The sequence below is a fragment of the Geobacillus sp. C56-T3 genome (genome assembly GCF_000092445.1).
Lineage (GTDB): Bacteria > Bacillota > Bacilli > Bacillales > Anoxybacillaceae > Geobacillus > Geobacillus thermoleovorans.
The window spans coordinates 1,632,914-1,646,491 of the sequence record NC_014206.1 but is presented as its reverse complement, the minus strand read 5'-3'; the positions used below and the strand labels follow the sequence as shown (position 1 = coordinate 1,646,491).

The 13,578-nt window shown below is 50.4% G+C and carries 11 protein-coding genes and 1 pseudogene; all 12 read right to left on the bottom strand.

The genetic code is table 11. The annotated features are described in order from the left end of the window. Positions 1–468 precede the first annotated feature (468 nt). The gene (locus GC56T3_RS08280; RefSeq protein WP_013145112.1) at positions 469–1,929 is read right to left on the bottom strand and encodes a CoA-acylating methylmalonate-semialdehyde dehydrogenase; all 1,461 of its coding nucleotides are present in this window, start codon (positions 1,927–1,929) and stop codon (positions 469–471) included. Between the two features lie 200 nt (positions 1,930–2,129). Beyond that, positions 2,130–3,317, bottom strand: coding sequence for an iron-containing alcohol dehydrogenase (locus tag GC56T3_RS08275; RefSeq protein WP_013145111.1), 1,188 nt, complete (start codon positions 3,315–3,317; stop codon positions 2,130–2,132). 194 nt (positions 3,318–3,511) lie between these two features. Then, positions 3,512–5,221 (bottom strand): sigma-54-dependent Fis family transcriptional regulator, encoded by a 1,710-nt coding sequence (locus GC56T3_RS08270; protein WP_013145110.1) that lies wholly within the window; start codon positions 5,219–5,221, stop codon positions 3,512–3,514. Positions 5,222–5,463: 242 nt separating this feature from the next. Continuing rightward, positions 5,464–6,468 (bottom strand): C-terminal binding protein, encoded by a 1,005-nt coding sequence (locus GC56T3_RS08265; RefSeq protein ID WP_013145109.1) that lies wholly within the window; start codon positions 6,466–6,468, stop codon positions 5,464–5,466. Between the two features lie 214 nt (positions 6,469–6,682). Beyond that, a pseudogene (dgoD, locus tag GC56T3_RS08260) lies at positions 6,683–7,830 on the bottom strand (galactonate dehydratase). Positions 7,831–7,832: 2 nt separating this feature from the next. Continuing rightward, on the bottom strand, positions 7,833–8,489 hold the full coding sequence (locus tag GC56T3_RS08255) for a bifunctional 4-hydroxy-2-oxoglutarate aldolase/2-dehydro-3-deoxy-phosphogluconate aldolase (RefSeq protein ID WP_013145108.1): 657 nt from the start codon (positions 8,487–8,489) through the stop codon (positions 7,833–7,835). Positions 8,490–8,505: 16 nt separating this feature from the next. Continuing rightward, the gene (locus tag GC56T3_RS08250; protein ID WP_013145107.1) at positions 8,506–9,465 is read right to left on the bottom strand and encodes a sugar kinase; all 960 of its coding nucleotides are present in this window, start codon (positions 9,463–9,465) and stop codon (positions 8,506–8,508) included. A gap of 47 nt (positions 9,466–9,512) precedes the next feature. Next, positions 9,513–10,679 (bottom strand): UxaA family hydrolase, encoded by a 1,167-nt coding sequence (locus GC56T3_RS08245; protein WP_013145106.1) that lies wholly within the window; start codon positions 10,677–10,679, stop codon positions 9,513–9,515. Beyond that, positions 10,651–10,971 carry a UxaA family hydrolase gene (locus GC56T3_RS08240; protein WP_011231445.1) on the bottom strand — a complete coding sequence of 107 codons (321 nt, stop codon included), beginning with the start codon at positions 10,969–10,971 and terminating at the stop codon, positions 10,651–10,653. The genes GC56T3_RS08245 and GC56T3_RS08240 overlap by 29 nt, the downstream gene beginning before the upstream one ends. A 48-nt stretch (positions 10,972–11,019) precedes the next feature. Further along, entirely contained in the window at positions 11,020–11,976 is a 957-nt protein-coding gene (locus GC56T3_RS08235) for a U32 family peptidase (protein ID WP_013145105.1), read from the bottom strand. Between the two features lie 49 nt (positions 11,977–12,025). Further along, the gene (locus GC56T3_RS08230; protein ID WP_041468359.1) at positions 12,026–12,940 is read right to left on the bottom strand and encodes a dihydrodipicolinate synthase family protein; all 915 of its coding nucleotides are present in this window, start codon (positions 12,938–12,940) and stop codon (positions 12,026–12,028) included. 14 nt (positions 12,941–12,954) lie between these two features. Next, positions 12,955–13,575: an urease accessory protein gene (locus tag GC56T3_RS08225; RefSeq protein ID WP_013145103.1), complete on the bottom strand. Its 621-nt coding sequence runs from the start codon at positions 13,573–13,575 to the stop codon at positions 12,955–12,957. Positions 13,576–13,578 lie beyond the last annotated feature (3 nt).

Genomic DNA, 13,578 nt, shown 5'->3' with positions numbered 1-13,578 from the left:
TTTATTCTATCACACTTCGCGCCTTTTGGATGCTGTCACGGAACGAATAGCATTTCCAAATTTTTTACTACACGCTCAACACGACGGAAATGAAACCGACTCAATTGAACACTCACCACCCGCGCTCACGTAGAGAAGTAGGGGATTCTCGGGAACACCCTAACCTACGGTAAGCTGTCAGCTAAGCCATCCCTGTGCATCCCACCGTTGAGCTTCCTCAAAAAGATCGCAATCGAAGCCCTTCCTTTGTTCTTTTGGTGCAAGGGGAAGATCGTTGGTGGAAGACACCGGTTCATCCCCCACTTACGCTCATGCTTGGAAGTTGAGGCCTTCTCGGTTCGAGGTGATAAAAAAGGGGACTGACCCAAAAGGGTAATTTTCCTTAACAAAACACGACATATTGTCTATATACGGTAATAAGAAAGGGTGTCCCGATCCTTTTGGGACACCCTCTTACAGTCTATTTTACTAATATCTCGCCGTCACCATTTTCTTTCTCGTGTAAAATTCGACGCCGTCGCGGCCGTTGGCATGAAGGTCGCCGTAGAACGAGTTTTTGTAGCCCGAGAACGGGAAAAACGCCATCGGCGCCGGGACGGCGACGTTGATACCGAGCATGCCGGCGTCGATTTCTTCGCGGAACTGGCGGATCGCTTTGGCGCTGTCCGTGTAGATGCAGGCGCCGTTGGCGAATTCCGACCGGTTGGCAATCTCAATCGCTTCGTCCAAATCGCGAGCGCGGACGACCGACAAGACCGGGGCGAAAATTTCGTCCGTCCAGATCGTCATGCCCGGTTTGACATGGTCGAAAATCGTCGGGCCGATGAAATACCCTTCTCCGCTCGTCGCCGAGTCGCGGCGGCCGTCGCGGACAAGGAGCGCCCCTTCTTTTTCACCGATTTCGATGTATTTGATCGTCCGCTCTTTATGCGACTCGCGGATGACCGGGCCTAAAAAGACGCCTTGGTCGAGCCCGTTGCCGATTTGGATGCGGTCGGCGGCTTCTTTGAGCCGTTCGACCAACTCATCGGCGATATCGCCGACGGCAACGACGACCGAGCATGCCATGCACCGCTCGCCCGCCGAACCAAAGGCGGCGTTGATGATGTTCGTCACCGCCATATCGAGGTCGGCGTCCGGCATGACAATCGAATGGTTTTTCGCACCAGCGAGCGCCTGCACCCGCTTGCCGTGGGCGGCGGCTGTTTTGTACACATACTCGGCGACCGGCTGCGAGCCGACAAACGAAACAGCTTTAATATCTTTGTGCTCTAAAATGCCGCCCACCACCTCGTGCGCCCCATGAACGATATTGAGCACTCCCGGCGGCAGGCCGGCTTCCGTGAACAGTTCAGCTAAGCGGTTGGCCAGCATGGGCGTCCGCTCCGATGGCTTCAACACAAACGTGTTTCCGCAGGCGATCGCGAGCGGGAACATCCAGCACGGCACCATCATCGGGAAGTTAAACGGTGTAATCCCGGCGACGACACCGAGCGGGTAGCGATACATGCCCGATTCGATGCCGGTCGCGATATCCGGCAGCTGCTGGCCCATCATGAGCGTCGGAATCCCAGCCGCAAACTCGACGCACTCAATGCCGCGCTGCACTTCACCGTAGGCGTCCTCATAGACTTTGCCATTTTCTAGCGTCACAAGTCTAGCGAGTTCGTCCCAATGTTCGACCAACAGCTGCTGATAGCGAAACAAAATGCGGGCACGGCGCGGAACCGGGACTTTGCGCCATTCGCGGAACGCTTCTTTCGCGGCCGCCACTGCCGCATCAAGCTCCTCGCGCGAGGAAAGCGGCACTTTCGCCAATACTTCCCCCGTTGCCGGGTTCGGCACGATTTCTTCTTTTCCGGATGTTGAAGCAACCCATTGGCCGCCGATAAAATTTTTCAATGTTTTCGTTTCGGTCACAGAACCCATGGATGAAACCACCTTTCTAGTCGATCTTACAAAAGATTGGTTCATGAATTCATACAAGAGCTGTGGATGATCGGCGAGCGCTTCCTTTCGCGGAAACGGCCGGCGGGCTGAACGCTTCCAAAAAGCGTCGTTCTTTGCTGTCCGTTTGCTGCTGGTCGCTGTTATGCATTCTGCAATCGCCATCCCAGCCGCCGACTCATTTACGAACTTACGGTTTTGGTGTCGTACTGATAGTCGTAACAATAATGGTACAATGCCACAATTTCCTCATGCGTCGGCACTTTCGGGTTGTTGGCGGGGCTGCCGCTCGCAAGCGCGTCAGCCGCCATTTTGTCCACCACCTTGTCAAACGCTGTTTTGTCAATGCCCCACGTTTTCATATTCGGGATGTGCAAATCGCGGCAAAGCTGTTTCACTTCCTCAACGAGCGCCTCAGCCGCTTCCGTATCGGAAACGTCTTTGAGCGGCGGCTTGATGATTCGGGCGATCACCGCCAATCGTTCGATGGCGCTGTCTTTTGTAAACTCCAGCACCCCCGGCAGCAACATCGCGTTCGAGACGCCGTGCGGCACGTGGAAAAGCGCGCCGATCGGCCGCGACATGCCGTGCACAAGCGTCACCGAGGCGTTGGAAAAGGCCATGCCAGCTTTCATGGCGGCGATCGCCATTTTTTCCCGCGCCTCAACGTCTTCCCCGTTTTCGTATGCCCGGCGCAAGTAACCGACGATCGCTTCGATGGCAGAGAGCGCCAGCGCATCGGTCACCGGGTGGGCGCGCCGGGAAATGTACGCCTCGATCGCATGGCAGAGCGCATCAACCCCAGTCGCCGCTGTAACGGACGGCGGGCACGAAACCGTGAGCAACGGGTCGACGATCGCCACGGCTGGAAGCAGCTCCGGTTGGGAAATCATCATTTTGACGTCCGTCTTTGTATTGATAATGACCGTTACTTTCGTCACTTCCGAACCCGTTCCGGCCGTTGTCGGAATGGCAATGAGCGGCAGCGGTTTTTCGGTAAACCGTTTCTGATTGCCGACATAGTCGCTGATCGTTCCTTCGTTCGTGATCATCACCGCCACCGCTTTGGCGGCGTCGATGCTGCTGCCGCCGCCGATGGCGACGACGACATCGCACCGCTCATTCCGGCAGACGTCAAGCGCTTCCTTCACATGGACATCCATCGGCTCCGTGTCAACCCCTGTGTACTTGGCAAACGTCATCCCCACCTGTTGCAAGTATTGCTCGCAACGGGCGACAAGGCCGATTTTCTCCATCACCGGGTCGCTGACGATCAGCGCTTTCGTCCCGAGCGCTTTTGCCTGTGGGCCGACTTCGGCGAACGTATTGCGCCCATACACAACCCGGCTGGGCACCAACAATTCGTACATTGTTTCCCCTCCTTTTTTGACAACGGTTTCATTTCCTTATGAAGCAAATTCCGTGCCAACATACAAAAGACGCCATGATAAGGGGGCTGTTTCGAAACGAAAATGCGTTCACCGACAGTAATCAGACACTTTTCCTACAACACCAGACACTAATCCGACAGAGCAACAAAAAACAACGGCTTTGCCGCCGTTGCCTACAGTCCGTATTTTTTCAATTTCTCATATAACGTCGAGCGGTGAATGCCGAGCCTCCTTGCCGCTTCCGCCTTGTTGCCGCCCGCCGCCACCAGCGCCGCAGCGATGCGCTCACGTTCCGAATGATAGACCATTTCTTTCCACCGATCAGCCATCTTCACACCACCGTTTGGCAAAGACGAGGCTGCCGGTTGAACGGTCGACAAGTAAGACGGCAAGTGTTCGCGTTCTACTTTTTCCCCTTCGACCATGCTGATCAGCCATTCGACGACGTTGACCAGCTCGCGGACGTTCCCCGGCCATGAATAGTGGACAAGCACTTCCATGGCCTCTTTGGTAAACGACTTCAACGCGATGCCAAACTGCCGGCACATCCGATCCATATGGTAAGCCAACAGCGCGGGAATATCCGTTTTCCGCTCACGGAGCGGCGGAAGATGAATGCGAATGATATTCAACCGATAAAACAAATCTTCGCGAAAGGTTCCATTCCGCACCATCTCCTCGAGCGGCTTGTTCGTCGCGGCAATAACGCGCACGTCCACCTTGGTTTCGTATAGTCCGCCGACTTTTTCCACTTTCTTTTCTTCCAAGACGCGCAAAATTTTCGCCTGCATGGCAAGCGGCATATCGCCGATTTCATCCAAAAACAGCGTCCCTCCATGGGCGAGCTGGAACTTGCCGGGCTTGCCCCCTTTTTTCGCACCGGTGAACGCCCCATCTTCATAGCCGAACAGTTCCGCTTCCAACAACGACTCAGGGATGGCGGCGCAATTCACGCTGACAAACGGTCCGTCCGCATGCGGCCCCGCTTCATGGATCGCCCGCGCCACCACCTCTTTCCCCGTTCCGCTTTCACCGGTAATGAGCACCGTCGACGGCACGCGCGCCGCCCGACGAATCATCTGCTTCACAGCAGCGATCGCCGGGTGGCGGCCAATGATCCGCTCGATTCCTTTCGGGGCGGAGTCGGCCGTCTCCTGTGGTTTCGCTTCTTTCTTCTCCTTCCGGCTTGCCTCACGCGACAGCTCCTGCAGGCGCCGGAAAATTTCGTACACTTCGGACACCCCTTGGAAAATAAGCATCCCGATCGCCCCGATCACCTTGCCGTCCCGCCAAATCGGGATGCGGTGCACCACCATCGGCTGGCCGTAAATTTTTTGAATATATCCTCTTTCTGGAATGCCCGATTGAGCACAAATGTGCAGACGGGTGTTTTCGATCACTTCCGTCACATGTTTTCCGATCGCTTCTTCCCGGCGAATGCCGAGAAACTGGCAATACGCCCGGTTGATTTCACGAACCACGCCGTCCTCATCGACGACAACCACCCCTTCGTACGCCGCATCCAGCACCGTTTTCATCGTCTCAGCCAGACGGTGCGCTTCCTCCAACTCACGCCGCAGTCGCCCGAGCTCATTCGTTGCTTTGGAATCGCTTTCGGACATTGGCATTGCAACGCAGACGCCTTCCTGTTTCGTTTCCCACTTGTCGGAAAATGCCGTCAATACTTCCCCTATCGGCATGGAACGATCGAGCCCATCCGCCGCCGCCCGCAGCATCATCCGCCACGTGCACCTCCCCACCGTCCGGCCATGCTCATCGATCACGTTCACCGACTCAAGCCCACGAGCCGCCATCAGTTGCATGACTTCTTGCAACGTTTGGCAGCGGCTGACCATCGGCGAGGTGTCGCCATTGCTCGTCATCGTCATCCCTCCTTTTCGCCATCTTTTCCTTTTCGTATCGTTCGTCGTTAGCATGGAAAAATCCTTCTGTTTGCTTTTGCTTGAAAATCATCCATGGGAGCATACGTATATTCCAAGTACAGTGCGTGTTGACGCCCACAAAAATAAAGGCAGGCCTTCGCCTACCTTGATTGTACCGTATTATCAACCTCTTTATTATCATATACACCAAATAGTCTCAAACGCGAACTCCCCAAGACTGTTTATACATAAAGCCCTTTCTCTTTCAAACGCATCTTTTCCTTGACGTTATGGTTGACAAGATAGGTCGGATAATATCCCGACAATACATCGGCAACGTTTTGAGCGGTTTTCCGTTTTAATTCTTTTTCCGATTCCTCAGAATACCAGGCTACATGAGGAGTAATGACCACGTTTTCCATTTTCAGGAGAGGGTTGTCCGGTTGGATTGGCTCACATTCCGTCACATCGAGCCCAGCGCCGCTGATTTTTCCCTCTTGTAAAGCGCGAATTAAAGCGGATTCATCAATGACCGGGCCACGAGCCGTGTTGACGATGATCAATTCCTTTTTCGCCAAGTTAAATTGTTCGTCGCTGATCATTCCTTTTGTTTCTTTAGTCAACGGGGCATGAACGGAAATGTAGTCCGATTGTCGGAACACATCGTTCAGTCCAAGCAGTTGAACATTGAGCTCGTCAGCCACTTTAGCGGGGACGTACGGGTCATAGGCAATAACGCGCAGTCCAAAAGCTTGGGCCTTTTTCGCCAACGCTTGCGGAATTCTTCCCAATCCCACAAGACCGAGCGTTCTCCCCCGCAGCCGGTAAATCGGCTTGCCGACATTAAAATTCCATGTACCACTCTTTACTTCGTAATTCAATTTGACGATTTTGCGAGCTAGCGAAAGCAACAGCGCCAGCGCGTGATCCGAGACCTCATCGATCGAATAGTCCGTTACATTGGCTACAATAATACCCTTTTCGGTGGCAGCGTCTACATCAACTGTATTGACACCGACGCCATATCGGGAAATGATTTTGCACTTTTCCAGTTGTGCGATTACCTCTGCAGATATTGGAGCATACTGGTTGATAATGGCGTCGGCGCCCCTGCACGCGGAAATGACTTCCTCCTCTGTACGACACTGGGTGGCGACAAACTCCACATTGAGAGATGAAAGCACTTCTTGTTCAGGTGCCAACGTTTGAAATTCGTAGTCTGTCACCACAACTTTAAATCTATCCATATCGTTCTTCCTCCATTTCGTGAAAAATTCGGATTTATCGCTGAAAGACGTGCTTGGTTTTTAGACAATCATGATTGCAATGTTGCTCCAAACAAGATGGAACAAAAAGGAGAAAATCCATTTTGATTTTCTCTATCATCGAATCTTTGAGTCTGTTTTTGTTAAGCATATTTTGTGGGTGAAGAGCCGAAATCCCAAAAAACTGCTTTTATATCTACCATTCAGCAACGGAACCGTCAGCATGACGCCAAACGGGATTTTTCCAATTATGTCCAACCTTTGCCATTTCTCTCACATACTCTTCGTTAATCTGTATTCCTAAACCGGGGCCTTGTGGAATTTTGACATACCCGTTTCGATACTCAAACACAGAGGGATCCACTAAATAGTCAAGAAGATCATTCCCTTGATTATAATGAATGCCAAGGCTTTGTTCTTGGATAAAAGCGTTGTACGACACAGCATCCACTTGTAAAGAGGCTGCCAGTGCAATCGGCCCCAACGGACAATGGGGAGCTAAAGCAACATCGTATGCCTCAGCCATTGCTGCAATTTTTCTTACCTCGGTAATACCGCCGGCATGAGAAAGATCAGGCTGAATGATATCGACGTACCCGTCAGATAAAACCGTTTTGAAGTCCCAGCGTGAAAACATTCGTTCGCCGGTTGCGATCGGAATATTGGAATGTCTAGCAATTTCTTTTAACGCTTCATTATGTTCGGGTAATACTGGTTCCTCAATAAACATTGGGTGATATGGTTCAAGCTCTTTCGCTAAAATTTTCGCCATCGGCTTGTGAACACGCCCATGGAAATCGATTCCAATCCCAAATTCGTCACCTGTCACTTGACGTACCGCGGCCACCCTTTCGACCGCTTCCTCAATCTTTTTAAACGAATCAATATATTGAAGCTCCTCTGTTGCATTCATTTTTACTGCCGTAAACCCCGTTTCTTTCGCTTTTTTAGCCGCTTCAGCAACGTCGCTTGGACGATCGCCACCAATCCAACTGTAAACCCGAATAGAATCGCGAACCGGGCCGCCAAGCAATTGATGAACCGGGGCGTTGAAGTATTTCCCTTTAATATCCCAAAGCGCTTGATCAATTCCCGAGATGGCGCTCATTAAAATGGGGCCTCCACGGTAAAATCCCCCCCTGTAAAGAACGGTCCAATGCTCCTCAATTGCCAGTGGATCTTTGCCGATCAAGTAGTCGCTGAGCTCCTCCACCGCTGCTCGTACGGTACCGGCTCTTCCTTCGACAATCGGCTCCCCCACCCCGAGATTCCTTCATCCGTGCTGATTTTTAAAAACAGCCACCGCGGCGGGACAAGAAACGTCTCGAACTTCGTTATTTTCATGTTCATTCTCCCTCTCTTGATAAAGCGTTTCTGACCGTTTCAACAAATTTTTGCGCTGTTTCCCTAATTACATCAAATCTCTCTTCTTCAATAGCCCGTTTATCTAATAAAGCGCTTCCTACCCCTACAGCGACCACACCGTTGCGGATAAACTCCGCCGCATTATCCAACGTTACACCACCTGTCGGCATCAGTGGAATATGTTCCAGCGGACCGCTTAGCTCCTTAAAATATTTCGGGCCTAAAGAACCGGCTGGAAATACTTTCAACAGGTCAGCTCCCATTTGATACGCCTTAACGATTTCCGTCGGGGTCATCACGCCAGGAATAGAGATTTTCCCGTATCGATTGGTTAAAGAGACCATTTCTTGATCGAAAATAGGCGAAAAAATGAAGTCTGAACCAGCTTCTATCGCCCGTTTGGCTGTCTCCGCATCGAGGACAGTCCCCGCGCCAACGATCGCCTTGTCTCCGAACGTTTCCTTCAGTGCAGCGATCATCTCAAAACTGCCAGGGCTATCCACCGTCACTTCGAGCACCTCGACTCCCCCGTCGATAAGAGCCTCAGCAATCTGAAAAATTTGCGACCGTTTCGGTTTTCGAATTACCGCGACCAATTTAGATTGCTTCAGCCGGTTTAAATGCTCAAGCTTATCCATACTTGTCTCTCCCCCTTTATCGTTTTACATCTCGTTGGTACGCGGCACCTTGCAAAAATTCATCGAGTTCTTCTCTAGTTGGCAACCCTTCAACATCTCCATTCGTCCCCACCACGATCGCACCGACTGCATTCCCTCGCCTAACCGCCTCAGAGATTGGCACGTTCTGCAAAAGTCCACTAATAACCCCAGCAGCGAAGCCGTCGCCCGCTCCCACCGGATCCACGATCTGCGTCACAGCAAATCCTTTGACATATCCTTCTTCGCAGCCAAACTGATAGTACGCCCCACGCTCTCCCAGCTTAATGATGACCAGTTTTTCCTCTCCAAAAAAACGGGCAATATCCTCGGGGGTATTTCGACCGGACAGCAATTCTCCTTCATCAAGACCCGGCAAGATAATATCTGCCTCTGCCGCGATTTCCATAAGCACCTGTCTTGCCTTTTCAATCGTCCATAGCTTCAGTCGAATGTTCGGGTCAAACACAATTTTGACACGATGCCGTTTCGCTATTTCTATAGCTTTGAACACCGTCTCCCGGCATGACGTGCTGAGGGCGGGGGTAATTCCCGTAATATGAAGAAACTTTGCATTGGCGATATACTCTTCATCCAAGTCGTCAGGAGACAGCAAACTAGCTGCCGAGTTCCTGCGATAATAATAGACTTTTATATTCGAAGGCGAACGTTTCTCTTTAAAGAAAATCCCTGTTGGAGCTTCATCCGTATAAATGCATCGGGATGTATCAACTCCCTCGCCCCTCACAAATTTATGGATATACCTTCCAAACGGGTCATTTCCTAACTTGCTAAACCAGCCGACGGAATGGCCGAGTCTTTGTAACCCGATGGCGACGTTCGATTCAGCTCCCCCAATTTGTTTCGAAAAATGACTGCTGTACTCAAGCGGAGTCATGGCTTCGGATGTAAATAAGACCATCGTTTCTCCAAATGTGACGACGTCGAGCGTTTTCATGATGAGCCCTCCAAGCGTTTGCTTTCATCATCGACCGAAACATCGGTTTAAAATGTCGGTCCAATTCTCCAAATACCAAAGTCGTGCTGTTTTAAGACCTCAGATTTGGTCAGCTTTCCCGAGGCAGTAAGGAGCAATTCATCGAAAATTCTCCTCCCTACGGATTCAAGCGACTCTTTTCCTTCGATAATTGTGCCAGCATTGACATCCATATTTTCCCTCATCCGCTCAAACATTGGGGTATTCGTAGCGATTTTGATTACCGGTGCAATCGGCGATCCGGTTGGCGTGCCGCGGCCACTCGTAAACAATACGATCTGCGCCCCGCCAGCAACCATTCCTGTCAGCTGCTCAATATCATGCCCCGGAGTGTCCATCCAAACGAGCCCTTTTTTTGTCGGACGCTCAGCATAATTGATCAGCTCTTGCAAAGGTCTCGTTCCAGCTTTGGCCGCTGCTCCAAACGATTTTTCTTCGAGAGTGGTGAGTCCCCCCTTTCGGTTTCCAGGGCTTGGATTCCCAGTGCGGATGTCCACTCCCATCATAATGGCCCGTTTCTCCATGGCTTCAATGACTTCATAGACCCTTTTCGCCACTCGATCATTAACGGCACGGCTGGCTAAAAGGTGTTCGGCTCCAATCAGTTCAGTCGTTTCCGCTAAAACGACCGTTCCCCCTCTATCGACAATCATGTCGCTGACATACCCAACCGCCGGGTTAGCGGAAAGACCGGAGCATGCGTCGGATCCACCGCACTCCGTTCCAACAATCAATTCGCTGACATCAAACGGCTCGCGCATGACTGTTGAAGCATCTTGCACCATTTTCGTGGCGATTCTCGCCGCTTCGGCAATCGCCCCGAGTGTTCCACCATGATCTTGAATAGATACAAGCTCAACCGGCTTGCCGCTTTTTGCAATTTCTTGAGCCACGCTTCTTCCTTGATGGGTTTCACAGCCAAGCCCCATCACCACGACGCCATATACGTTCGGATTTGTTCCCATGCCGACATACGTACGGAACGTCTGTTCATAATCCACTCCTACTTGGGCGCATCCGTGCTGATGAATGAAAGTGACCGTGCCATGGACCAGCTCCGTCACTTGTCTTGCCGCCTGAGTAGCACACACAATGGTCGGTAAAATGAGCACATGGTTTCGAACTCCCACCCGTCCATCAGGACGTCTATACCCCCAAAATTGAGCGTTTTCCATGCTTTTGATCTCCCCTTCCCCTTTTTCCTTCCACGTTATGGACGTGAACGTGCTCTCCTTCGGCAATATCATTCGAAGCAACCCCGATTACTTCCCCATACTTTAAAACATCTTCTCCTTGTTTGATTGGCACAATGGCAAACTTGTGCCCAAACTCAATAGGTTGCTTTATGGTGATGTCCTGTTCCCGGTTTTGATAGGTAATTTTTACGACGCTTCCAGCTGGAATAAAATCCAAGGCAGTGGCGACGTTGTCTTTTGGGTTTAAGATTACGAAACGATAGGGCGACATTGTATCCCTCCCTCTAGAAATGTTGATCTATCAAGGCTCCTTTCCTACTTAGACCTTGGCATTTTGCACGCCTGTCACTGGAACGCCTAACCCTTCAGCGCCTAATTTTGACGTAACCGCTTCCGGATAATATTGTTCAACGATCCGCATTCCTAGCGCCGCCCGACGCACTCGTTCCCGACATAATTCAATGTTCACCGATTCCAAGTGTTTCCCGGATGGATAGACGTCTGGATGGTTGCGCAAACCGAACTTAATATAAACAGGCGCCAAAATACGGATGATCTCAGGGATCTCATAATGTCTAATGAATCCACCGAATCCGTCGGGTACTTCCACGTACACATCAAGAGGAAGGTTAACCGTCTGGCGGATCGCTGCCAGCTTCGGCAAAGTTAAGGCAGTCGGAACGTTATATGTGTCAGCCCCCAACTGCTCCATCAGCTTAATTGATACCGGATTTGAGGCCATCATTTGTACCGACACCTTGATGACAAAGTTTTGCGGCAATATCCCTCGATGTTTCATTTCTTTTGTTAAAAGCAGCAACCCTTCATCTGCCACTAAAGCCCCTCTTACTCCTAACTGGGCTGCTCGTTTCAGGTCCTCAATAGCATAAACTAGCTGATCCATTCCTTCATGGCGAAGCCCAGCCGCTTTTCCAGAGGAAGTGAACGGCAACGCACTGATGTCCCAAGTGCCCCTCGGGCCGACGAACAGGCTGAGTTCAATCCCCCGGCTCGCGCACATTTGACACATATCGCTGATCTCCTCATCTGTCAAGAGCATAATTCCACTTCCCTGCGATACTCGGTGAATCGTGACCCCTAGACGATCCGCTTCCTCAAGCACCGCCTCAAGCGCCCGCGGCCCTTCAACGCTCGGAATCTCCACGCGATATTGTGCCCCATCGGGGAAGCGTTTGGCGGAAGTAGGAAGATCGTAACAGTCACCACCTGGATAACCTAGCGATTCAAGAAACTCTCGTGTTTCCTTCATAAACATGTTGACCACCCCTTCATTTTCTATGTAGCCATTCTGAAAACGCTCTTTTCTATTTTCTCACTTTGTTTATATGAAGATTATGTTTATTCAGAAACATATGGACACGTTCTTTCAAATCCGCGCACTCTTTTAAAGGCAGCCTCAGTGCTGTCTGCCGACCTAAAATCAACTGATGAACGGCCTCTTTAATCGCAAGAAACAGCGGTTGAGAAAGCTCGTAAATCTCCATAAGCTGCAAAATCGATGCGTTTGCCCTGAACGTCTCTTCATATTGTTGGGCTTGAAAGCTCTCAAACAGCCTGACGGACAGCTCGGGACAAAACACAGCCGTACCGTTGATAGCGCCGGCAGCCCCCATTTGCAAGGATGGAAAAAGAAGATCGTCAAAAGCGGCAAACACGACGAAATCCTTTCTCTGTTCCTTAATGCGGATCAACTGGCGAATATGTCCTAATTTCTCTGTCGTATCTTTAATTCCAGCAATATTTTCCTGATCCAATGCGAGCCTCAACACAAGATCCGAAGACAAATCCTGCCCAGTCAGCAATGGGATATTGTAAATCAACAAAGGGATACGAATGCTTTGAGCCACGCTTATATAGTAGTCATATAGCTGGCGCTCCGTATATTTCCAATAAAACGGGTTAACAACGAGTACACCGCTCGCTCCGATCGATTCAGCATGTTGTGATAAAGAAATTGTCTCCTTTAGCGATGTCGACCCTGTGCCAATGAGAACTGGAACACGTCCATCTATGTATCGTATCATCCGCTCCGCAAAATTTTTCCTCTCTTCGGTCATCAAAGTGGAAAACTCCCCTGTGCTTCCCATATAGAGCAATCCGTGAACGCCTCGCTCAATCAAGTAGTCGGCGAGAAGATAATTTGCTTCCCAATCAAACTCGCCCTTCTCATTGAATAAGGTGACAACTGGAGGAATAATACCTTTCAAGTCATAAGACATTTTTGTTTCCCCTTTCATATATGGCAGTATAAATAATATCCTCCAAAACAAAGGCTGGCCAATGCTGTTGTAAACTCCAGCGCTTTCCCTATATTGAGACGCGCCCTGCCCAGCACAATAGGAAGCGCTAAAGCAGTAGTAAAACAAGCCATTCCAATAATGGTTCCTGCACCAAAAACCAAAATGTATAAAGCCGCGACAGCAACATTATCTACTGTTGACAAAACGAGAATGGTTAAAGCTGCACTTCCTGCTAAGCCATGTATTCCGCCAATCGCGATCGATTTAGCGTAGATCATGTTATTTACTTTATCCAAAGAAAGATAACCACTTCGTCTATTCATGGCAAACAACGAGCTTCCCCCTAAATAAACAAGCATCATCCCAACCGCGATTTCAAAACCTGATTCAATTTTCGGATGAATTTGAAATTTTAGCACAATAACCAACAAACCAACCATAATCAAAACGAAACTATGACCTAATCCCCAACATACACCCGCTAATAAAGAACGAAACAAACTTTTGCTTTTGCTTGCAATAGTTGAAACGGCTATCACGTGATCCGGCTCGAAAGAATGCTTTATCCCCAACAACAGACCAGCTATTAACGTTGAAACGACCCCTGCCTCCATTCG

What these genes read in the sequence shown, in the direction of transcription:
- GC56T3_RS08245 (WP_013145106.1), bottom strand. Translation starts at nt 10,679, where the DNA reads ATGGAAAACGCTCAATTTTGGGGGTATAGACGTCCTGATGGACGGGTG.
- GC56T3_RS08250 (WP_013145107.1), bottom strand. Translation starts at nt 9,465, where the DNA reads ATGAAAACGCTCGACGTCGTCACATTTGGAGAAACGATGGTCTTATTT.
- GC56T3_RS08280 (WP_013145112.1), bottom strand. Translation starts at nt 1,929, where the DNA reads ATGGGTTCTGTGACCGAAACGAAAACATTGAAAAATTTTATCGGCGGC.
- GC56T3_RS08225 (WP_013145103.1), bottom strand. Translation starts at nt 13,575, where the DNA reads ATGGAGGCAGGGGTCGTTTCAACGTTAATAGCTGGTCTGTTGTTGGGG.
- GC56T3_RS08240 (WP_011231445.1), bottom strand. Translation starts at nt 10,971, where the DNA reads ATGTCGCCCTATCGTTTCGTAATCTTAAACCCAAAAGACAACGTCGCC.
- GC56T3_RS08255 (WP_013145108.1), bottom strand. Translation starts at nt 8,489, where the DNA reads ATGGATAAGCTTGAGCATTTAAACCGGCTGAAGCAATCTAAATTGGTC.
- GC56T3_RS08235 (WP_013145105.1), bottom strand. Translation starts at nt 11,976, where the DNA reads ATGTTTATGAAGGAAACACGAGAGTTTCTTGAATCGCTAGGTTATCCA.
- GC56T3_RS08270 (WP_013145110.1), bottom strand. Translation starts at nt 5,221, where the DNA reads ATGACGAGCAATGGCGACACCTCGCCGATGGTCAGCCGCTGCCAAACG.
- GC56T3_RS08230 (WP_041468359.1), bottom strand. Translation starts at nt 12,940, where the DNA reads ATGTCTTATGACTTGAAAGGTATTATTCCTCCAGTTGTCACCTTATTC.
- GC56T3_RS08265 (WP_013145109.1), bottom strand. Translation starts at nt 6,468, where the DNA reads ATGGATAGATTTAAAGTTGTGGTGACAGACTACGAATTTCAAACGTTG.
- GC56T3_RS08275 (WP_013145111.1), bottom strand. Translation starts at nt 3,317, where the DNA reads ATGTACGAATTGTTGGTGCCCAGCCGGGTTGTGTATGGGCGCAATACG.